Source organism: Thioalkalivibrio denitrificans (assembly GCF_002000365.1).
Classification (GTDB): Bacteria; Pseudomonadota; Gammaproteobacteria; order Ectothiorhodospirales; family Ectothiorhodospiraceae; genus Thioalkalivibrio_A; species Thioalkalivibrio_A denitrificans.
Window position 1 is genome coordinate 39,644 of record NZ_MVBK01000035.1, and the last position, 17,643, is coordinate 57,286.

The 17,643-nt window shown below is 65.7% G+C and carries 23 protein-coding genes; 17 read left to right on the forward strand and 6 right to left on the reverse strand.

From position 1 onward, the window contains the following. The first annotated feature begins 1 nt into the window (after position 1). The 15 genes from B1C78_RS06110 to ccmI all read left to right on the forward strand — a co-directional run bounded on the left by B1C78_RS06110 (position 2) and on the right by ccmI (position 12,100). A complete protein-coding gene (locus tag B1C78_RS06110) occupies positions 2 to 457 on the forward strand; it encodes an AsnC family transcriptional regulator (RefSeq protein WP_077278306.1) in 456 nt (151 codons plus the stop codon). Further along, positions 454 to 1,029 carry a siroheme decarboxylase subunit beta gene (ahbB, locus tag B1C78_RS06115; RefSeq protein WP_077278262.1) on the forward strand — a complete coding sequence of 192 codons (576 nt, stop codon included), beginning with the start codon at positions 454 to 456 and terminating at the stop codon, positions 1,027 to 1,029. Before B1C78_RS06110 ends, ahbB (B1C78_RS06115) begins: the two co-directional genes overlap by 4 nt. Then, positions 1,019 to 1,492 carry an Lrp/AsnC family transcriptional regulator gene (locus B1C78_RS06120; RefSeq protein WP_077278263.1) on the forward strand — a complete coding sequence of 158 codons (474 nt, stop codon included), beginning with the start codon at positions 1,019 to 1,021 and terminating at the stop codon, positions 1,490 to 1,492. Before ahbB (B1C78_RS06115) ends, B1C78_RS06120 begins: the two co-directional genes overlap by 11 nt. After that, a complete protein-coding gene (gene ahbB, locus B1C78_RS06125; RefSeq protein WP_077278264.1) occupies positions 1,489 to 2,028 on the forward strand; it encodes a siroheme decarboxylase subunit beta in 540 nt (179 codons plus the stop codon). Before B1C78_RS06120 ends, ahbB (B1C78_RS06125) begins: the two co-directional genes overlap by 4 nt. A 9-nt stretch (positions 2,029 to 2,037) precedes the next feature. Further along, positions 2,038 to 3,264: a heme d1 biosynthesis radical SAM protein NirJ gene (gene nirJ / locus B1C78_RS06130; RefSeq protein WP_077278265.1), complete on the forward strand. Its 1,227-nt coding sequence runs from the start codon at positions 2,038 to 2,040 to the stop codon at positions 3,262 to 3,264. Positions 3,265 to 3,307: 43 nt separating this feature from the next. Next, positions 3,308 to 4,843, forward strand: a complete 1,536-nt coding sequence (locus B1C78_RS06135) for a nitrite reductase (RefSeq protein ID WP_077278266.1) — start codon at positions 3,308 to 3,310, stop codon at positions 4,841 to 4,843. Between the two features lie 219 nt (positions 4,844 to 5,062). Further along, positions 5,063 to 5,674, forward strand: a complete 612-nt coding sequence (gene ccmA, locus B1C78_RS06140; RefSeq protein WP_077278267.1) for a cytochrome c biogenesis heme-transporting ATPase CcmA — start codon at positions 5,063 to 5,065, stop codon at positions 5,672 to 5,674. A 264-nt stretch (positions 5,675 to 5,938) separates the two neighbouring features. Next, positions 5,939 to 6,607, forward strand: coding sequence for a heme exporter protein CcmB (gene ccmB, locus B1C78_RS06145; RefSeq protein WP_077278268.1), 669 nt, complete (start codon positions 5,939 to 5,941; stop codon positions 6,605 to 6,607). Between the two features lie 46 nt (positions 6,608 to 6,653). Beyond that, the gene (locus B1C78_RS06150; RefSeq protein ID WP_077278307.1) at positions 6,654 to 7,463 is read left to right on the forward strand and encodes a heme ABC transporter permease; all 810 of its coding nucleotides are present in this window, start codon (positions 6,654 to 6,656) and stop codon (positions 7,461 to 7,463) included. Between the two features lie 29 nt (positions 7,464 to 7,492). Beyond that, on the forward strand, positions 7,493 to 7,660 hold the full coding sequence (gene ccmD / locus B1C78_RS06155; RefSeq protein WP_245795338.1) for a heme exporter protein CcmD: 168 nt from the start codon (positions 7,493 to 7,495) through the stop codon (positions 7,658 to 7,660). Beyond that, positions 7,657 to 8,106, forward strand: coding sequence for a cytochrome c maturation protein CcmE (gene ccmE, locus B1C78_RS06160; protein ID WP_077278270.1), 450 nt, complete (start codon positions 7,657 to 7,659; stop codon positions 8,104 to 8,106). The genes ccmD and ccmE overlap by 4 nt, the downstream gene beginning before the upstream one ends. A 3-nt stretch (positions 8,107 to 8,109) precedes the next feature. After that, entirely contained in the window at positions 8,110 to 10,116 is a 2,007-nt protein-coding gene (locus tag B1C78_RS06165) for a heme lyase CcmF/NrfE family subunit (RefSeq protein WP_077278271.1), read from the forward strand. After that, positions 10,113 to 10,649 carry a DsbE family thiol:disulfide interchange protein gene (locus B1C78_RS06170; protein WP_077278272.1) on the forward strand — a complete coding sequence of 179 codons (537 nt, stop codon included), beginning with the start codon at positions 10,113 to 10,115 and terminating at the stop codon, positions 10,647 to 10,649. Before B1C78_RS06165 ends, B1C78_RS06170 begins: the two co-directional genes overlap by 4 nt. 62 nt (positions 10,650 to 10,711) lie before the next feature. After that, complete coding sequence (locus tag B1C78_RS06175) at positions 10,712 to 11,173, forward strand: cytochrome c-type biogenesis protein (protein ID WP_139349824.1); 462 nt, start codon at positions 10,712 to 10,714, stop codon at positions 11,171 to 11,173. 18 nt (positions 11,174 to 11,191) lie between these two features. Continuing rightward, the gene (ccmI, locus tag B1C78_RS06180) at positions 11,192 to 12,100 is read left to right on the forward strand and encodes a c-type cytochrome biogenesis protein CcmI (protein WP_077278274.1); all 909 of its coding nucleotides are present in this window, start codon (positions 11,192 to 11,194) and stop codon (positions 12,098 to 12,100) included. Positions 12,101 to 12,161: 61 nt separating this feature from the next. On the opposite strand, the gene B1C78_RS06185 is transcribed toward ccmI, so the two are convergent. Together B1C78_RS06185 and B1C78_RS06190 are read right to left on the reverse strand one after the other, a co-directional pair. Next, positions 12,162 to 12,566: a hypothetical protein gene (locus tag B1C78_RS06185; RefSeq protein ID WP_077278275.1), complete on the reverse strand. Its 405-nt coding sequence runs from the start codon at positions 12,564 to 12,566 to the stop codon at positions 12,162 to 12,164. Between the two features lie 269 nt (positions 12,567 to 12,835). After that, positions 12,836 to 13,045, reverse strand: a complete 210-nt coding sequence (locus tag B1C78_RS06190) for a dodecin (protein WP_077278276.1) — start codon at positions 13,043 to 13,045, stop codon at positions 12,836 to 12,838. Between the two features lie 323 nt (positions 13,046 to 13,368). Here B1C78_RS06190 and B1C78_RS06195 point away from each other — a divergent pair, with 323 nt between their 5' ends. Then, positions 13,369 to 14,103 carry a ParA family protein gene (locus B1C78_RS06195; protein ID WP_077278277.1) on the forward strand — a complete coding sequence of 245 codons (735 nt, stop codon included), beginning with the start codon at positions 13,369 to 13,371 and terminating at the stop codon, positions 14,101 to 14,103. Between the two features lie 17 nt (positions 14,104 to 14,120). Next, positions 14,121 to 14,927 carry a DODA-type extradiol aromatic ring-opening family dioxygenase gene (locus tag B1C78_RS06200; RefSeq protein WP_217698010.1) on the forward strand — a complete coding sequence of 269 codons (807 nt, stop codon included), beginning with the start codon at positions 14,121 to 14,123 and terminating at the stop codon, positions 14,925 to 14,927. Here B1C78_RS06200 and B1C78_RS06205 read toward each other — a convergent pair. Genes B1C78_RS06205 through B1C78_RS06220 form a run of 4 tightly spaced genes read right to left on the reverse strand, consistent with a single transcriptional unit; the run spans position 14,893 to position 17,547 of the window. Further along, positions 14,893 to 15,657, reverse strand: a complete 765-nt coding sequence (locus B1C78_RS06205) for an ABC transporter ATP-binding protein (protein ID WP_217698011.1) — start codon at positions 15,655 to 15,657, stop codon at positions 14,893 to 14,895. The two genes, B1C78_RS06200 and B1C78_RS06205, sit on opposite strands and share 35 nt — an antisense overlap. After that, complete coding sequence (locus B1C78_RS06210; protein ID WP_245795336.1) at positions 15,654 to 16,355, reverse strand: gamma-glutamylcyclotransferase family protein; 702 nt, start codon at positions 16,353 to 16,355, stop codon at positions 15,654 to 15,656. Before B1C78_RS06210 ends, B1C78_RS06205 begins: the two co-directional genes overlap by 4 nt. Next, positions 16,352 to 16,678: a Rieske (2Fe-2S) protein gene (locus B1C78_RS06215; protein ID WP_077278279.1), complete on the reverse strand. Its 327-nt coding sequence runs from the start codon at positions 16,676 to 16,678 to the stop codon at positions 16,352 to 16,354. Before B1C78_RS06215 ends, B1C78_RS06210 begins: the two co-directional genes overlap by 4 nt. After that, complete coding sequence (locus tag B1C78_RS06220) at positions 16,675 to 17,547, reverse strand: PfkB family carbohydrate kinase (RefSeq protein WP_077278280.1); 873 nt, start codon at positions 17,545 to 17,547, stop codon at positions 16,675 to 16,677. The genes B1C78_RS06215 and B1C78_RS06220 overlap by 4 nt, the downstream gene beginning before the upstream one ends. Positions 17,548 to 17,643 lie beyond the last annotated feature (96 nt).

Below are 17,643 nucleotides of genomic sequence, written 5' to 3' on the forward strand. Positions count from 1 at the left end.
CATGGAACTCACCCACCTGGAAAAGCGGCTGCTCAACGACTTTCAGCGTGACCTGCCGCTGAGCCAAAGGCCGTATGCGGATATGGCCGAGCAACTGGGGGTGAGCGAACAGGAGGTGATCGATACGCTGGAACGGCTCCGGGAGCGGGGCGTGGTGAGCCGCGTGGGCGCGGTGTTCCGGCCCCACAGCGTGGGTGTCAGCACGCTGGCCGCCATGGCGGTGCCCGAGGCCGAGCTGGAGCGGGTGGCCGAGGCCATTACCGCTTACCCGCACGTCAATCACAACTACGAGCGTGAGCACGAGTACAACCTCTGGTTCGTGGTGACCGCGAAGGATGAATCCGAACTGTGCGGCGTGCTGGAGGACATGGAGCGCAGCACGGGGCTTTCCGTCCTGGCGCTGCCGCTGCTCGAGGACTATCACATCGACCTGGGGTTTGACCTGCAATGGACATGAGCGCCTTCAGGGAACATCTGCGGCAGATCCGCAGCCGGGTCGGTTTCCTGGAGGACACCGACCTGGCCCTGATCGGTGCCATCGAAAAGGGCCTGCCGCTCTCGCCCCGGCCCTACGCGGAGGTCGCGGCCGGGCTCGGCATCAGCGAGCAGGAGGTGCTGCGGCGGCTGGCGGCGCTGCGCAACCGCGGCGTCATCAAGCGCTTGGGCGTCGTGGTGCGCCACCGCGAGCTGGGCTATCGCGCCAACGCCATGGTGGTCTGGGATGTACCGGACGACACGGTGGGCGAGCTGGGCCGCTGCTTCAGCGGCTACGACTTCGTCACCCTGTGCTACCGCAGGCCCCGGCAGTTGCCACAGTGGCCGTACAACCTGTTCTGCATGATACACGGCAAGACCCGGGACGAGGTGCAGGCGCGTATCGCGCAGCTGGTGCAGGAATGCGGGCTCGAGTCGGTGCAGCATCAGGTGCTGTTCAGCCGTCGCCGATTCAAGCAGTGCGGCGCCCGTTACCATGGCGTGACGACGTGCCCCGCACTTGCCGACGCGCGGGAGGCCGACTATGCGACCTGATGCCGCCCGCCCGGATGCCCTGGACAGCCTGGACCGGCGCATCATCAATACCCTGCAGGACGGCTTTCCCGTCAGCGAGCGGCCCTATGCGGAGGTGGCGCGGCAACTGGGCACCGACGAGGACACGCTGCTGGCGCGTCTGAAGCGGCTGCTGGATGAACGTATCCTCACCCGCTTCGGTCCCATGTACCAGGCGGAGCGCCTGGGCGGCGCCTTTTCCCTGGTGGCCATGAAGGTACCGCCCGAGGATTTCGATCGTGTGGCGGAGATCGTCAACGGTTTTACCGAGGTGGCCCACAACTACCAGCGCGAGCATGCCTTCAACATGTGGTTCGTGCTCGCCACCGAAACGCCCGAGGCCATCACGGACGTCCTGCGCCGCATCGAGCAGGCGAGCGGTTATCCCTGCTACAACATGCCCAAGCTGGAAGAGTATTACGTCAGGCTGAGGCTGCCGGTATGAGCATCGTCACGAGTGCCACAAGCCAGGGGATCGAGGAAGCGCGCGCCGACGGGCCGGCGGCCATCGACAGCCTGGATCGCGCCCTGATCGTCGCCACCCAGGCGGGGCTGCCGCTGGTGCCGGAGCCCTACGCGCACATCGCCGCGGAAGTCGGTATCGATGTGCAGGAGGTCATGCAGCGGCTGCGCCGCATGCAGGATCGGGGGATCATCCGCCGGATCGCGGCCGTGCCGAATCACTACCGGCTGGGATTCACCGCCAACGGCATGAGCGTCTGGAACGTGCCCGACGACAGGATCGGCGAGCTGGGGCCGCGTGTCGGGGCGCTCGAGTTCGTCAGCCACTGCTACCATCGCCCGCGTCATCTGCCGGACTGGCCCTACAACCTGTTCGCCATGGTGCATGCGGGCAGCCGCGAGGAGGCGCACCGGAAGGTGCAGATGATCTCCCAACTCCTGGGCGAGGACGACCACGGCCACGAAGTGCTGTTCAGTCAGCGCATTCTCAAGAAAACGGGCCTGCGCCTGACTGCGTGAGGTAACACCATGTTCAGAATCAGCCAGTACATGCGGGAACTCGACAAGCTGGTCAAGGGCGCCGACGCCGTCCTGCCGCCGCACCGCCAGCCGCCCGGGCCGGTGGTGATCTGGAACCTGATCCGGCGCTGCAACCTGACCTGCAAGCATTGCTACTCCATTTCGGCGGACAAGGATTTCCCGGGAGAGCTGGACACCACCGAGGTCTACGGGGTGATGGACGATCTCAGGCAGTTCGGGGTCCCCGTGCTGATCCTCTCGGGCGGCGAGCCGCTGCTGCGCAGCGATATCTTCGACATCTCACGGCGCGCCAAGGAGATGGGCTTCTACGTGGGCCTGTCCACCAACGGCACCCTGATCACCCGCGACAACATCCACCGGATCGCCGACATCGGCTACGACTACGTGGGCGTCAGCATCGATGGGCTCAAGGAGACCCACGATTACTTCCGCCGCAGGCAGGGGGCGTTCGAGGAATCCATGAACGGCATCCGCCTGTGCCGCGAGAACGGCATCAAGATCGGCATGCGCTTCACCATCACCATGGACAACGCCCACGAACTTCCGGAGATGCTCAAGCTCATGGAGCGGGAGGACGTGGACAAGTTCTACCTGTCGCATCTCAACTATGCCGGGCGCGGTAACAGGAACCGCAAGGACGATGCCTATCACCAGGTGTCCCGCGACGCCATGGACCTGCTGTTCGACGCCTGCTGGGACGATGTCCAGGCTGGGCGCCACCGGGAGTTCGTCACGGGCAACAACGATGCCGACGGCGTCTACCTGCTGTTCTGGATCGCCCGCCGCTTCCCGGAGCATGTGGAGTACATGCGCGCACGTCTCGAACAGTGGGGCGGCAATTCCAGCGGCGTGAACATCGCCAACATCGACAACCTGGGCAACGTGCACCCGGACACCTTCTGGTGGGACTACCACCTGGGCAATGTCCGCGAACGCCCCTTCTCAGAGATCTGGCAGGATACCCGCGATCCCCTCATGGCCGGCCTCAAGGCCCGGCCGAGGCCCCTCAAGGGGCGCTGCGCCGAGTGCCATCACCAGTCGGTGTGCGGCGGCAACACCCGCGTGCGCGCCTGGCAGCTGACCGGCGACCCGTGGCAGGAGGATCCCGCCTGCTACCTGACCGACGAGGAGATCGGCGTCGAGGGGACCAGCGAACGGCTGCGCATGTTCCCCTATTCGCGCCGCAGCATCCCGGAGAAATACGACTTCCAGTGAAATCGCGCCCCGCAAGGGGCGCGCAACCCGTGGATTGATCCCCATGTTCAGATATGTCCAACGTCACGGCGGCACCGGCATCGTGTGCGCGCTCGTGTTCCTGCTCGCGTGGCTGCCCGGCTCCGCGAGCGCCGACGCAGAGGTCAAGCGCCTCTACCAGGAGTTCTGCGCCAGCTGCCACTCCGGCGACCGCCTGGGGGGTATGGGTCCCGCCCTGCTGCCGGAGAACCTCAGGCGGCTGCGCCAGGACGAGGCGACAAAGGTGATCGGCCATGGCCGCGCCGCCACCCAGATGCCCGGCTTTGCCGAACAGCTCAGCGATGAGCAGATCGCGAAACTGGTGGACTACATCTACCAGCCGCTGCCCGAGATGCCGGTCTGGGGCATGGACGAGATGCGTGAATCCCGGCTGGTGCACCACGACCTCCGGGAGCTGGGCGACCAGCCGCGCTTTGATGCCGACCCGCTCAACCTGTTCATTGTGGTGGAGCTGGGCGATCACCACGCAAGCCTCCTGGACGGCGACCGTCTGGAGGTCCTGACGCGCTTCCCCACCCGGTATGCCCTGCACGGCGGACCCAAGTATTCACCCGACGGGCGCTTCGTCTACTTCGCGTCCCGTGACGGCTGGATCAGCAAGTTCGACGTCTACAACATGAAGACCGTCACCGAGATCCGTGCCGGCATCAACACCCGCAATGTGGCCGTCTCCGGCGACGGGCGCTATCTCCTGGTGGGCAACTACCTGCCCCACAGCGCCGTGCTGCTGGACGCCGCCGATCTGACGCCCATCAAGATCTTTGATGCCACCGATGCGGCCGGCACGTCGTCCCGGGTGAGCGCCGTGTACACCGCCGCGCCCCGCGGCAGTTTCGTGGTGGCGCTGCGCGACGTGGCCGAGGTGTGGGAGATCAGCTACCTGGCCGATGCCGACGGCGAGGTGGAGACGCCCGCGTTTCCCCTGCGCCGCATCGAGCTGGACGATTACCTGGATGACTTCTTCTTCGACCCCGGTTACCGGCACCTGATCGGCGCGGCGCGCAACGCCAACAATGCCCAGGTGGTCAACCTGGACGAGGGGCGCAAGGTGGCCGAACTGGATCTTACCGGGCTGCCGCACCTGGGTTCGGGGATCAGCTGGGAGTACCGGGGCCGGCCCGTGCTGGCGACCCCCAACCTGCGGGAAGGCCAGGTCAGCGTCATCGACATGGAGGAGTGGAAGATCATCAAGCGCATCGACACCCTGGGCCCGGGCTTCTTCATGCGGAGCCACGGTGACTCGCCCTACGCCTGGGTGGATGTCTTCTTCGGGCCCGACCGTGATGCGGTGCACATCATCGACAAGGACACCCTGGAGATTGTGCGTACCCTGCGCCCTGCGCCCGGCAAGACCGCCGCGCACGTGGAGTACGACCGCCACGGACGTTATGCCGTACTGAGCATCTGGGACGACGACGGCGCGATCGTGATATACGACGGGGATACCCTGGAGGAGGTCAAGCGCATCCCCATGAAGCGGCCGTCGGGCAAGTACAACGTGTACAACAAGACGCGGCTGGATCCGGGCACGAGCCACTGACTCTGGCGATGGTGCCGGCAGGCGTGCAGAGGCCCCGGTTGACGTGACGCAGCAGTGGCGCCAATCATGTATCCTGGCGGCATGAATTGCTTGATGCATGTCAAGACGGGGGCCTCACGGGCGGGTCGGTACGGGGGTATATTGAGATCAGGTCATGAGTCGGGAATGAGCGTTTACACCCCTGCCGCCGGCTCGTCCATGCTAATGAGGTAGCCGTCTATGTTGAGTGCCCGGGATCTGAGTTGCCGGAGAGGGGGTCGGCCGCTGTTTGCCGGAATCGGGTTCAGCGTCGAACCCGGCCAGTTGCTGTTCGTGCGTGGGCGCAACGGCTGCGGCAAGACGACCCTGCTGCGGGCGATCTGCGGGCTCACGGAACTCGAGTCGGGCCATGTCTATCTGAATGGCGAGGACATCCGGAAGCTGGATGATTCAGCGCGCGCGGACATCGTTTACGTGGGTCACCGCGATGCGGTCAAGGACGAGTTCACGCCCCTGGAAAATCTTGCCGTCCACCAGGGCCTGCGGGGCGAACGTCATGATGAGACACGCTGTCTCGATACCCTGGAAGAGGTCGGCCTTGCAGGTTACGAGGATGTGCCCGTGCGTTTCCTGTCCCAGGGCCAGCGTCGGCGTACCGCCCTGGCCCGACTGCTGCTGTCCTCAAGTCCACTTTGGGTGCTGGACGAACCGTTGACCGCCCTGGATACAGGGGCAGTTGACTGGCTTCTGGATCGCCTGAACAAACACCTTGCTCAGGGAGGGCTGGCGGTGACTACCAGCCACCAGACCTTCGACGGTTTGCACGAGGCAAACTGCCTGGACCTGAGCTAGCCCGCATATCTCACCGGGCGGACACCGGCTGGTGCACAACAGCCTGAAACATAAGCGGAATACGTTGAAATGGTCGCAAACCTTAGCATGACGGACTGTTCCCGCCGGAGTCCTATCGCGGTTCAGGCTTTTCTTCGCGTCCGTATGCTTGCTCTTCACTCAACCCATAGCTACGGCTATGGGTTTCGCTCCAGAGCGGCGCCTACTGACGCGAATCCTTCGCCTGCTCCCGCGATCCCGGCGAGATATCCGGGCTAGGGTCCCATGTGGAGATCGCTTTGGACACTGGTACGACGCGATATCTCGTTGATCGTCATGCGGCGGCAGGATGTGCTGACCGTCGTGGCCTTCTTCGTCATCGTGACGACGCTGTTCCCGCTTGCCGTGGGACCGGAGCCGGAGATCCTGCGCGCACTCGCGCCGGGCGGCGTCTGGGTGGCGGCGGCGCTGGCCAGTCTCATATCGCTGGACCGGCTGTTCGCGGACGACTGGCGCGACGGCACGCTGGAACAGATCGTGCTGGGCCGCCAGCCTCTGCCGTTGGTTGCACTGGGCAAGATCACCGCCCACTGGCTGTCGCTGGGGCTGCCCCTGGTCGTCATTTCCCCGTTGCTCGGCTACTCTCTGGGCCTGCGCGGCTTCGAGCTGGCGGTCCTTGCGTGGTCGCTTGCCCTGGGTACGCCGGTGCTGAGCCTGCTCGGCGCCACGGGCGCCGCCTTGATGCTCGGGGTCAGGGCGGGCGGTGCCCTGATGGCGTTGCTGGTACTGCCCCTGTACGTGCCCGTACTGGTCATCGGTTCCGGGGCCGTGAACGAGGCCATGCATCAGGCCGGCCCCTACGCGCACCTCTCGCTGCTCGGCGCCATGCTGGCGATCGCCCTCCCGCTTGCGCCGCTGGCAGTGGCCGGAGCATTGCGCATCAGCCTTGATTAGCCGGAGTGTTCCCGGTCGGCTATTGTCCTGCAAGGAGTTTTCCAAGATGTCTTCTCGCCGCATACCCTGGCTCACGTTCGCTGCACCGCGGAATTTCCATCTCCTGGTGCAGGTGCTGGTGCCATGGCTCGCGGGCGTGGCCGTCCTGCTCGCGATCGCGGGCCTGTACACCGGGTTCTTCGTCGCCCCGCCGGATTACCAGCAGGGCAACAGTTACAGGATCATGTTCATCCATGTCCCCGCGGCCTGGATGGGGATGTTCCTCTACCTGCTGATGGCCATGTACGCGGTCATCCACCTGGTCTGGCGGATCAGGCTCGCCGACGTGATGGCGCGCAGCCTCGCCCCCACCGGCGCGCTGATGACCTTCATGGCCCTCTGGACCGGGGCCCTCTGGGGAGCGCCCACCTGGGGCACCTACTGGGTCTGGGATGCGCGCCTCACATCCACACTGATTCTGCTGTTTCTGTACCTCGGCTACATGGCCCTGCGGGCGACCGTCGATGATCGTGAGAGCGGAGGGCGGGCCGCCTCGTTGCTGGCCCTGGTCGGAGCGATCAATGTACCCATCATCTACTTTTCCGTGGAGTGGTGGCACACCCTGCACCAGGGCATGTCGGTGACCCTGACCAGCGCCCCCACCATGGCGCCATCCATGTTCGCCGCATTGCTCCTGATGACGGGTGCCTGCTGGCTCTATTGCGCTGCAATCACGTTGCGCCGCGCCCAGGTGCAGGTTCTGGAAGATGAGGCGGATGCCCAGTGGGTTCGGGATCTGCTGCAGCCGCCGACAGCGGAGTCCGCGCGCACGGCGGAGGATCCGGCGGGAACTATTCGTGAAGAGGGGCATTCGTAATGTGGGATGGAATCGGTGACTTTCTTGCGATGGGCGGCCATTGGCCCTACGTGTGGGGGTCTTACGGGCTGTTTGCCCTCCTGCTCGCTGCGGAGTTGCTGTTGCAACGCCATCGCCACCGCCGAACCCGGACCGTCCTGAACCGGCGGTTCCGACGCACAGGCTCCACACGAACACATCAAGGGACGGGGACATGACGAAGCGACAGAAACGGCTCACTCTGGTGCTCGGGGTGCTGGCGGGGGTGGCCATCGCCACAGGGCTGATCCTCAACGCCTTTCGCGATGCCATGGTGTTCTTTGTGACACCCTCGGAGGTGATGGCCATGACCGAGATGCCGGAACGCAAATTCCGCATCGGCGGGCTGGTGGAGGCCGGCAGTGTCGTGCGCGACCAGCAAACCGTCCAGGTCACGTTTCGGGTCACCGATACCGCTGTCAGTGTCCCCGTCACTTTCGAAGGAATCCTGCCCGATCTGTTCCGGGAGGGTCAGGGTGTGGTCGCCGAGGGCCGGATCGATTCGCAGGGCGTCTTCCACGCCGACAAGGTGCTGGCGCGCCACGATGAAGAGTACATGCCGGCCGAGGCCCAGGCGGCCATCGAGCGGGCGGGACATCCCCCGGGCGCCGGGAAGGGGTACTGAATCATGTTGCCGGAACTTGGAAATTTCGCACTCGTCCTCGCCCTCTGTCTGGCCATTGCCCAGAGCGTGCTGCCACTGATCGGTGCAAGTACCGGCAATGAACCCCTGATGCGCACGGGGCGCTCGCTCGCCGTAGGCCAGTTCGTCTTCCTCGTGTTCTCCTATTTCGCCCTCACCTGGGCGTTTGTGGTGAGCGACTTCTCCGTGGAGTACGTGGCCCGTAACTCCAATCTCGCCCTCCCCATGCAGTACAAGATCACGGCCGTCTGGGGCGGCCACGAGGGATCCCTGCTCATGTGGGTCACGATCCTCGCTGCCTGGGGCGTGGCGGTGGCCGCCTTCAGCAAGGCGCTGCCCCGGGAGATGCTGGCGCGCGTGATGGGCGTGCTGGGCATGGTGTCGGTCGGCTTTCTGGCTTTCACGGTGCTGACCTCCAACCCGTTCAACCGGTTGCTTCGGGTCCCCGCCGACGGAGCCGACCTCAACCCGCTCCTGCAAGACCCCGGGATGATCGTCCATCCGCCGCTGCTCTACATGGGTTATGTGGGTATGTCGGTCGTCTTCGCCTTCGCCATTGCCGCCCTGATCAGCGGGCGGCTCGATGCGGCCTGGGCCCGCTGGTCCCGGCCCTGGACCACCGTGGCCTGGTGCTTCATGACGCTCGGCATCGGGGTCGGTTCCTGGTGGGCCTACTATGAGCTGGGCTGGGGCGGCTGGTGGTTCTGGGATCCGGTGGAAAACGCCTCGTTCATGCCCTGGCTCGTCGCCACCGCACTGATCCATTCCCTGGCCGTCACGGAAAAGCGCGGCGGCTTCAAGGTCTGGACGCTGATGCTGGCCATACTGGCCTTCGCCCTGACCATTCTCGGGGCCTTTATCGTGCGCTCGGGTGTGATCACCTCGGTGCACTCGTTTGCGGCCGATCCGGACCGCGGCATTTTCCTCCTTGGCATGCTGGCCGTGACGCTGCTGGGCGCGCTCCTGCTCTACGCCCTGCGCGCCCCGCGCGTGGGTTTCGGCGGCGGATTCGGCTGGTACTCCCGCGAGTCCCTGTTGCTGGGCAACAACGTGCTCCTGGCGGTGGCCTGTGCGGCGGTGTTCGTCGGCACGTTCTATCCGCTGGCGCTCGATGCGTTCGGGCTCGGCAAGATCTCGGTGGGTCCGCCTTACTTCGATTCCGTCTTCCTGCCCCTGATGATACCCCTGCTGTTTCTGGTCGGGATTGCCCCGCAAGTGGCCTGGAAGCTGGCGGATCCGGTCGAGACGGCCAGGCAGCTGCGATGGGCGTTCCTGGCGGCCCTGGCGATCAGCGTCGTCTGGCCCCTCACCATGGGCCTCTGGAAGCCGTTGACCGCACTGGGGCTGGGGCTGGCCGCGTGGATTCTGCTCACGGCCGCCCTGGACATCCGCAATCGCATGATGCGCCGGCGCTCCCAGGGGATCGGCAGCATGGTGCGGTCCCTGCGCCCGAGCTTCTTCGGCATGCACCTCGCCCACGCCGGCCTGGCCATCGTGGTGGTGGCCATCTCCATGGTGAACAGCTACGAGGTCGACCGGGATGTGCGGCTGGGACCCGGTGAGACCGCGTCGGCCGGCGGCTTCGAGTTCACCCTGATGGGCGTTGAGCCGGTCAGGGGCCCCAACTACGATGCCGACCAGGCAACGATCATCGTGACACGCAACGAGGCGCATGTGGCCGTGCTGACGCCGCAGCGCCGATACTACGATTCTCAGCCCGAAAACCCCATGCTCCAGGCCTCGCTCAATCGGCGACCCACCCGCGATGTGTACGTGTCCCTGGGTGAGCGGCTGGAGGGCGAGGCATGGCTGGTACGTCTTCACTACAAGCCCTACATGTTCTGGATGTGGACCGGCGGCCTGCTGATGGCCTTCGGCGGGTTCCTGGCCGCCGCGGACCGCCGCTACCGTCTTGCGCGTGACCGTGCTTTCATCACCGAGGAAGGGCTCGCACCGCCGAAGCGGCCCGTCGGGCGGGAGGTGTTGGAATGAAACTGAGACGCGTCCTGCTTCCGCTGGTTGCTGTTCTGGCCATACTCGGGCTGTTCTATGTGGGGCTGGGCATGGACGCGCGGGAGTTGCCGTCTCCGCTGGTGGGCAAGCCCGCGCCGGCCTTCGAGCTCGAATCCTTCTTCGATCCCGAGGTGACCATCACGGAAGCGGACTTCATCGGCGAGGTGGCCCTCGTGAACGTCTGGGCCTCCTGGTGCGTGACCTGCCTGCGGGAGAAACCGCTCCTGATGGAACTGGCCCGGCAGGGCATCACGATTCACAGCTTCAACTACAGGGATACGCGCGCCGACGCCATGCGCTATCTCTCCAGGGACAACAACCCCTATACAACGATCGCCTTCGATCCGGATGGCGACGCGGGGCTGGAGTGGGGCGTATACGCCACCCCGGAAACGTATGTGCTCGATGCGCGTGGCATGATTCGTTACAAGCGCATTGGCCCACTCAACGCGAAAATCCTCGAGGAGGAGGTCCTGCCGCTGATCGCCCGTCTCGAGGCAGAGAAGCCATGACGGGGAGTGCATTCAAGAATTGCGTGCAACGCCACTGGACGTGCCCGGGTGCACTTGGGACCATGGCCTTGCTGGCCACCCTGGTCCTCGCCGCCTTCGCGGCGACTCCCGGCGCTGCCAAACCGATGATGAGTCCGGTGGACTTTGCAACGCCGGAGCAGGAGGCGCAGTACCAGAAACTGGTTCGGGAGCTGCGCTGCACGGTCTGTCAGAGCGAGACCATCTACGAGTCGAATGCAGCCCTGGCCGGTGACATGCGCCGGCGTGTCTATGAGATGACGGTCGCGGGTGCCTCTGAACAGGAGATCATCGACTTTCTCGTCCAACGCTACGGCGACTACGTCCGCTACCGGCCCGCATTTCAGGCGAACACGGCTCTGCTGTGGGTCAGCCCATTCCTGATCCTGGTGGCGGGGACATTGATCTGGCTGCAGGCGGTGCGCCAGCGCCGCCGTGCGCTGACGCGTGCGGGGTTGACCGCGGACGAACGTGCCGCCCTTGAGCGGTTTCGTCATGGAGAATGATTCAGTGAGGTTCGAGGAATGAATGCGGCGTTTGTGATCGCGCTGGCGGCCTTCATTGTCGGGGCCGTGGGCTTTGTGGTTTACCCGCTGCTCAGGAGTGCCCGTCCGGGTGCCAAACGGCGTACCCGGCGCGACGTGAACGCAGCCATCTACCGTGATCGACTGGCGGAACTGGACTACGACATGGCCCATGGGACGCTGACCCGGCAGCAGTATGATGCGGCGGTGGCTGACCTGGAGGAGGAGTTGGTCCAGAGCGGCGCCCTGGACCCCGAGGACAATGCGTCGGGCAGGAAATCCGGGCAACGCCTGCTGCTGGTCGGCTCCGGGGCGGTCGCCGCGCTGGGTGTGCCGCTGCTGGCCCTTGCCCTGTACGGCAATGTCGGCTTCGTAGATGCGGTGCCCACAGGCGGGGCACAGAGTATGGCTCGCGGTGGACAGTCACCGTCGGACGGAGCCGTCCGTATGCCGACCGGTCCGGACGACGTCGAGAATCTCGCAGTCCTTGCCGATCGCCTGCGCGCCCGACTTGCCGAGAATCCGGAAGACCGCGTGGGTTGGGCGCTGCTCGGTCGGACCCTGGTGGTCCTGGATCGTATCGAGGAAAGCAGCGAGGCGTTCGCGACGGCAGTTGCCCTGGACGGCTATCGTGATCCGGACCTGCTCGTCCAGTACGCCGACGTGCTCGCCGAGGTGAGGGGCGGCCTTGAGGGGGAGCCGAAGGAACTGATCGACAAGGCACTCGAACTGGCTCCGGACCATCCGCAGGCTCTCTGGCTGGCCGGCAGTGCCGACTATTTTGCCGCGGATTACGATGGTGCGCGCCACTACTGGGAACGACTGCTGTCCGTCCTGCCGCCGGATTCCGAGTCTGCCTCCATCGTGCGATCCAACCTCGAGCGGATCGCGGCGGGTGGAGACGGGTAGCCCGCATATCATCTCACCACCGTTCGTAGCNNCTGCCAGCAGCTCACCCCGGGGAACAACCCTAGTGGTGTGGTTGTCCGGCCCCGTGCGGGGCGTCGTGCATCGGTCTGGTGGCTGCGGCGGCCTCGCGGATGGCGCGTTGGGTTTGCGGTTGGCGCAACATGGCGTAGGGCTCGCCTTCGGGCGTGAAGAATATCAGCAGACCGGGCTCCCAGGTGTTGTGCTCGCGTGCGAACCGGTCTCCATCAGGTGAGCCCAGATGCGCGACGAGAAACTCGATGCCGATGTCGGACTCGGCGCGAAACTGGTTGACCAGATCCATCAGCGCCATGCTGACCGGGCTGGCCGTTTCATGTGTCAGGACGGCCACACGCTGGCCCTGGCCAATCTGTGACAGATCCGTACTGATGCCTCCCCGTGGCAGGAACCCCACGATCAGCACCGCTGATACGATCAGAATACCCATTGAGAGTGTCCAACGTGCCCAGCGTGGGAACGTCGCCGGCGCCTGCTTACCTTTGGGCATGCTGCTTCTCCATGATGGTCTTCCCGCCGTAGATGGCCGTGGTGGTGCCAACTATAGCAACCCCGGTCCCTGAGACAAGGAGCCCACCGGAGGGTTCCGGTATGCCCCGCGACGCGTGGCCGGAGCCATGGGAGCATGCCCGGGCAGGCCTCGCCCGCGTTGACCGTCACCATGCCGGTTCCCCGCAGACGCCGCCGCCCGGCGGTGCCTCACTCCTCGAGACGGAAGCCGATCTTCAGGGACACCTGCCAGTGGGCGATCTTGCCGTTTTCGATGTGTCCGCGGGTTTCCACCACCTCGAACCAGTCCATGTTGCGCACGGTCTTCGAGGCCCGGGCGATGGCCTTGGCGACGGCATCGTCGGTGCCGGTGGTGGATGAGCCCGTGAGTTCCAGGGTCTTGTAGATGTGGTCTGCCATTGTGGGACTCCTTAGGACGTTGTTGGATTCAAACTGTTGCTCCGGCATGACGGAGCCTTTACCGATGCAGTACATCCTGAGCGTAGCGGATGCGTGGCCGTTTCGCCGGTCCATCGGGGCAGATCGGGCTGTCGGCCTGAAGGCCGACCTACGGACGCTTCCCCTGCAAGCGTCGTGGGACAGTTAAGCGCAGCGCATCAGCCAGTGCAGGCTGTTGGGACTGCCGGCTGTGATTGCGCCCTATTCGGGGCACGAGCCACGAGCAAGCCGCCGATCCCTTGGTGAAATATGCGGGCCAGGCGTGAATTGGGTATGCTTGGGCCATGCATCGGGAGCACACGGGTCTGCGCAAGGTCCTGATCCTCAATCCAAAGGGCGGGTCGGGCAAGACGACGCTGGCCACCAACCTGGCTGCCTGCTATGCCGTTCGGGGCATCCAGCCCGCGCTCATGGACATGGACATGCAGGGTTCCAGCCTGCGCTGGCTGGGCAAGCGGCACGACGAGTCGCCCGGCATTCACCCCATCAAGGCCTTCGACCTGCCGGTCAATGTCACCCGCAGTTTCGCGCTGCAGCCGCCGCTGGATACCCGGCGCCTGGTGGTGGACACGCCGGCGGCGCTGCCCAAGGAGGACCTGCGCGAGGTCACGAAGGATGCCGATCGCATTCTCATTCCCGTCCTGCCCTCGGACATCGACATCCATGCGGCCACCCGCTGCGTGGCCGACCTGCTGCTGCTGGCGAAGATTCCGCGCACCGACAACCGCATCGCCGTGGTGGCCAACCGCGTCAAGCGCAACACCCTGGTGTTCAGGGCGCTGATGCGTTTTCTTACCTCCCTGGAGATCCCGGTGGTGGGGGTGTTGCGGGATTCCCAGAACTACGTGCGCGCCTTTGAAGCGGGTCTGGGTGTTCACGAGTTGCGCGGCGGTACTCAGGCCAAGGACGTTGACCAGTGGGTGAGTGTGCTGGACTGGCTGGAGGAGGGCCGCGTGCCCCCGGCGGACGCCCTCTGGGAAGATCCGGACCGGCGTACGGCAGAGCCTGAGCACGCCTGAGGCCGCAGGCTGTACGGATGTCGCGCCGGTCCGCTCCGATCCTCTACATTCCCCATGGCGGGGGCCCGTTGCCCCTGATGGGCGATCCCGGACATCGCGAGCTGGCGGCCTTCCTGCGCGCCGTGTCGTCCACGCTGGAAACGCCCTCCGCCATTGTCGTGATCAGTGCGCACTGGGAGACCGATGTCCCCATGCTCACCGGTGCCGGGCGACCCGGACTGATCTACGACTACTACGGATTCCCCGAAGAGGCCTACCGCGTCCACTATCCGGCACCGGGCGACCCGCAACTGGCCGGTGAATTGCAGCAAAGACTGGAGGCTGCGGGTCTTCAGGGACGCACGGACCCGCGGCGCGGTTTCGACCACGGGCTGTTCATTCCCCTGAAGCTCATGTATCCCGATGCGCAGATCCCCTGCGTCCAGCTCTCGCTGCTGGACAGCCTGGATCCCGCCGCACACATTGCGCTCGGCAGGGCGGTGGCCGATGTGCGGGATGAGGGCGTGATGGTCCTGGGCTCAGGGCTGTCGTTTCACAACATGCGCGCGCTGATGGATCCGGGCATGAACGACAACGGCGCCGTCGACGGGTTTCACGGCTGGCTGACCGAGACTTGCACGTCGCCCGATCTGTCGCCCCAGGACCGCGAGCGGCGGCTGTGCGCATGGCAGGACGCACCGGGTGCCCGTTTCTGCCACCCCCGTGAGGAGCACCTGCTGCCCCTGCACGTGTGCTACGGCGTGGCCTGCGGGCAGACGCCGGCGGCGCAGGTGGTGTTCGACGGCCCCGTCATGGGGCGTCGGGCGGTGGCCCTGCAGTGGTGAGCCGGCGCGCCACGTCCAGAAACACCTCCTCCAGGTTTCGGCGACCGTAGCGGCGCACCAGCCCCCGGGGTGTATCCGTGTCCACGATCCGTCCGGTGCGCATCATGATCACCTGTGCACACAGGCGTTCCACCTCGGCCATGTTGTGAGAGGCCAGCAGCAATGTGGCGCCGGTGCGCGTGCGGTAGGCCTCGAGCCATCCGCGCACGCGATCGGCGGTGTCCGGGTCCAGGGAGGCGGTGGGCTCGTCGAGCAGCAGCACTTCGGGTTCGTTGAGCAGTGCCTTGGCCAGGGCCACCCGGGTGCGCTGTCCGGCGGAGAGCGTGCTGTAGGGACGGCGCATGTGCGCCTCCAGGTCCAGTTCGCGGGCCAGCACGCGGATGCGGTTGGGGAGATTGCGTACCCCGTAGAGGCGCCCGTAGACCATGAGGTTCTCGCGCACCGTCAGGCGTTGGGGGAGGTCCGTGTATGGGGAGGCATAGTTCATGCGCCCGAGCACCCGGTAGCGATGGCGGCGCATGTCCTCGCCCAGTACGCGGATCTCGCCCGCACTGGGGATCATCAGCCCCAGCAGCATGGCCAGAGTCGTGGTCTTGCCGGCGCCGTTGGGCCCGAGCAGGGCCGTGGTCTCGCCTCGTCCGATGTGGAAGCTGATATCGGCCACGGCTTCGACGGGCCCGAAACGTTTGCTCAGACCGCGCACCAGGATGGCGGGTTGTGTGCCATTCACCTTTCGGGTTTCCCGCGATTGAATGACAATGGCCCGCATATCTCGCCATCGTTCGTGGCGAGGGCGTCGAGGCGCCGCTGTGACGGAGCGCGCGGACCGGAAGACGGCGCAGGCGTAGCTGATACTACGTCAAGCCGGCTGGAGGGAGCACGCCCCGTCACAGCGAGCGAATCGGCGTCCGCAGTAGAAGGGTGGTGAGATATGCGGGCCAGCTCCGCCAGCAGGCTCCGGTTGTGGCCGGACCGTTCAGGGTCGGGGTCCATCAGGGCCGGATGGCGCTCGATGGCGGCGGCATAGGGCTCCGGGGCCCCCAGGTATCGGGCGCCCAGGGCGATGAGGTCGCGGTACCAGTCATAGGGCACGGCCCGCGTATCCAGCCGCTCGGGCAGGGCCAGGTACGTGAACGCCCGGCTGCCGTCGGGCAGGGCCAGTTCCGTGATCCCGTATCCTCGTTCGGCCTCGTCCAGGGGCCCGCGTTCGGCGGCCGGAAACCGGTACACGGCGCACCAGACGTGATCGTTGCCGTGCTCGGTGCAGACGATATGTCCCTTGCCCGAGCCGTCGTAACCGCGCTTGTGGAACGTGAGCCGCCAGCCCGGGAGGCGGATGACGGTCTCCAGTTCGGCAGACGGCACCCTGCGGTGCAGGCGACCCGGGTGCAGGTTTGAGCCGTAGGCCAGATAACGCAGGTGCTTCATGCCAGCACCACCCGGTTGTCTTCCACTCGCACGGGTATCCCGCTCAGGGATTGGCGCTTGCAGGGTCCCGCGAAGCAAAAGCCATCCTCGATGCGAAACAGCGCGCCATGGGTCGCGCACACGATGAACGCGCCCTCGTCATCCAGGAACTGGTGATCGAGCCACTCCAGAGGTCCCCCCGTGTGCGGGCAGCTGTTGCGATAGGCGCGCACCATATCCCCGTGCCGAACCACGAAGATCTCCTCCGGGCCGTCGCCGAGATCCGCCGTCAGCCCCAGCGAACCCGTGGCGTCCAGGGCATCGAGTCGGCACAGTTCAGTCATGTCGTTTCCGCCAGTCGGTCCAGCCCGTATTGGCCCACCTTGCGGCCCGCGAGGCCGGTGGCCAGGCGCAGCGCCTCGGGCACTGTGCTGCCGCGGGTCATGCCGTGGATGAAGCCGGCGTTGAAGGTGTCTCCGGCACCGATTGTATCCACCGCCCGAGCCGGCGCATCGGCGGGTGCATGATGCAGCCGTCCCTCGGCATCCCGGGCCCAGGCACCGTACTCGCCCCAGGTGCAGGTCAGGATACGTCCCGGATAGCGGCTGCCCGCGTGGTTCAGAAAGGCCTCGGCGCTGTCGAACCCGCGACCGCGGGCAAACGGCCGGGAGAACAGGATCACATCCGGCAGCGCAAGAAGATCATCCACGCCCGGACGCTCCTTCTCCACCTCCAGGGACACGGGCTGGTCCACGAGCCGGGCCCGCAGGGCGCGCACCATCTGCCCGGTGACCGTGCCGTCCCGGGCCTCCAGGTGAACCCAGTCCATCTCCTCCATGGGCACCGACTGCAGATGGGCGGCGTCCAGTTCCGGCAGGTCACGGTAATGCACGATGGTGCGCGAGCCGTTGCAGGCGTTCAGCGTGATGTAAGAACTCGGGGTTCGGCCCTCGTGCCAGGCGCAGTGGCGGGTACCCACGCCCCGCTGGCGTAGCAGTTCCGCAAGACGCTCGCCGTCCGGTTCCCGGGCGAGCACGGCGGCCAGGTCCACGCGGTGTCCCAGCTGGACGAGCACGCGGGCGCAGTTGGCGGCGTTGCCGCCCGGGGTCACCTGTTGCGCCGTGGCCCGGATCTCCTCGTCCTCCACCGGGTAGTGGTCGACGATGTTGACGACGTCCAGGGTGGCGATTCCGATGGCGAGAATGTGGGACATGGCCTTGCGGGGGGGGCGGAATGGTTGACCCGGATACGTCACCAAGGCGGCCGGCGACTTTGTGTAACCTTTTGAGTGAGTGATATAAACTGGCGT

Bases quoted from the DNA above. Each gene is read 5' to 3' on its own strand.
- B1C78_RS06195 (WP_077278277.1), top strand. From the start codon at position 13,369: ATGCATCGGGAGCACACGGGTCTGCGCAAGGTCCTGATCCTCAATCCA.
- B1C78_RS06185 (WP_077278275.1), bottom strand. From the start codon at position 12,566: ATGGGTATTCTGATCGTATCAGCGGTGCTGATCGTGGGGTTCCTGCCA.
- B1C78_RS06190 (WP_077278276.1), bottom strand. From the start codon at position 13,045: ATGGCAGACCACATCTACAAGACCCTGGAACTCACGGGCTCATCCACC.
- ahbB (WP_077278264.1), top strand. From the start codon at position 1,489: ATGAGCATCGTCACGAGTGCCACAAGCCAGGGGATCGAGGAAGCGCGC.
- B1C78_RS06210 (WP_245795336.1), bottom strand. From the start codon at position 16,355: ATGAAGCACCTGCGTTATCTGGCCTACGGCTCAAACCTGCACCCGGGT.
- B1C78_RS06170 (WP_077278272.1), top strand. From the start codon at position 10,113: ATGAAACTGAGACGCGTCCTGCTTCCGCTGGTTGCTGTTCTGGCCATA.
- ccmB (WP_077278268.1), top strand. From the start codon at position 5,939: ATGTGGAGATCGCTTTGGACACTGGTACGACGCGATATCTCGTTGATC.
- ahbB (WP_077278262.1), top strand. From the start codon at position 454: ATGAGCGCCTTCAGGGAACATCTGCGGCAGATCCGCAGCCGGGTCGGT.
- B1C78_RS06220 (WP_077278280.1), bottom strand. From the start codon at position 17,547: ATGTCCCACATTCTCGCCATCGGAATCGCCACCCTGGACGTCGTCAAC.
- B1C78_RS06120 (WP_077278263.1), top strand. From the start codon at position 1,019: ATGCGACCTGATGCCGCCCGCCCGGATGCCCTGGACAGCCTGGACCGG.
- B1C78_RS06135 (WP_077278266.1), top strand. From the start codon at position 3,308: ATGTTCAGATATGTCCAACGTCACGGCGGCACCGGCATCGTGTGCGCG.
- ccmE (WP_077278270.1), top strand. From the start codon at position 7,657: ATGACGAAGCGACAGAAACGGCTCACTCTGGTGCTCGGGGTGCTGGCG.
- ccmA (WP_077278267.1), top strand. From the start codon at position 5,063: ATGTTGAGTGCCCGGGATCTGAGTTGCCGGAGAGGGGGTCGGCCGCTG.
- nirJ (WP_077278265.1), top strand. From the start codon at position 2,038: ATGTTCAGAATCAGCCAGTACATGCGGGAACTCGACAAGCTGGTCAAG.
- B1C78_RS06175 (WP_139349824.1), top strand. From the start codon at position 10,712: ATGGCCTTGCTGGCCACCCTGGTCCTCGCCGCCTTCGCGGCGACTCCC.
- B1C78_RS06215 (WP_077278279.1), bottom strand. From the start codon at position 16,678: ATGACTGAACTGTGCCGACTCGATGCCCTGGACGCCACGGGTTCGCTG.
- B1C78_RS06165 (WP_077278271.1), top strand. From the start codon at position 8,110: ATGTTGCCGGAACTTGGAAATTTCGCACTCGTCCTCGCCCTCTGTCTG.
- ccmD (WP_245795338.1), top strand. From the start codon at position 7,493: ATGGGCGGCCATTGGCCCTACGTGTGGGGGTCTTACGGGCTGTTTGCC.
- B1C78_RS06110 (WP_077278306.1), top strand. From the start codon at position 2: ATGGAACTCACCCACCTGGAAAAGCGGCTGCTCAACGACTTTCAGCGT.
- ccmI (WP_077278274.1), top strand. From the start codon at position 11,192: ATGAATGCGGCGTTTGTGATCGCGCTGGCGGCCTTCATTGTCGGGGCC.
- B1C78_RS06200 (WP_217698010.1), top strand. From the start codon at position 14,121: ATGTCGCGCCGGTCCGCTCCGATCCTCTACATTCCCCATGGCGGGGGC.
- B1C78_RS06150 (WP_077278307.1), top strand. From the start codon at position 6,654: ATGTCTTCTCGCCGCATACCCTGGCTCACGTTCGCTGCACCGCGGAAT.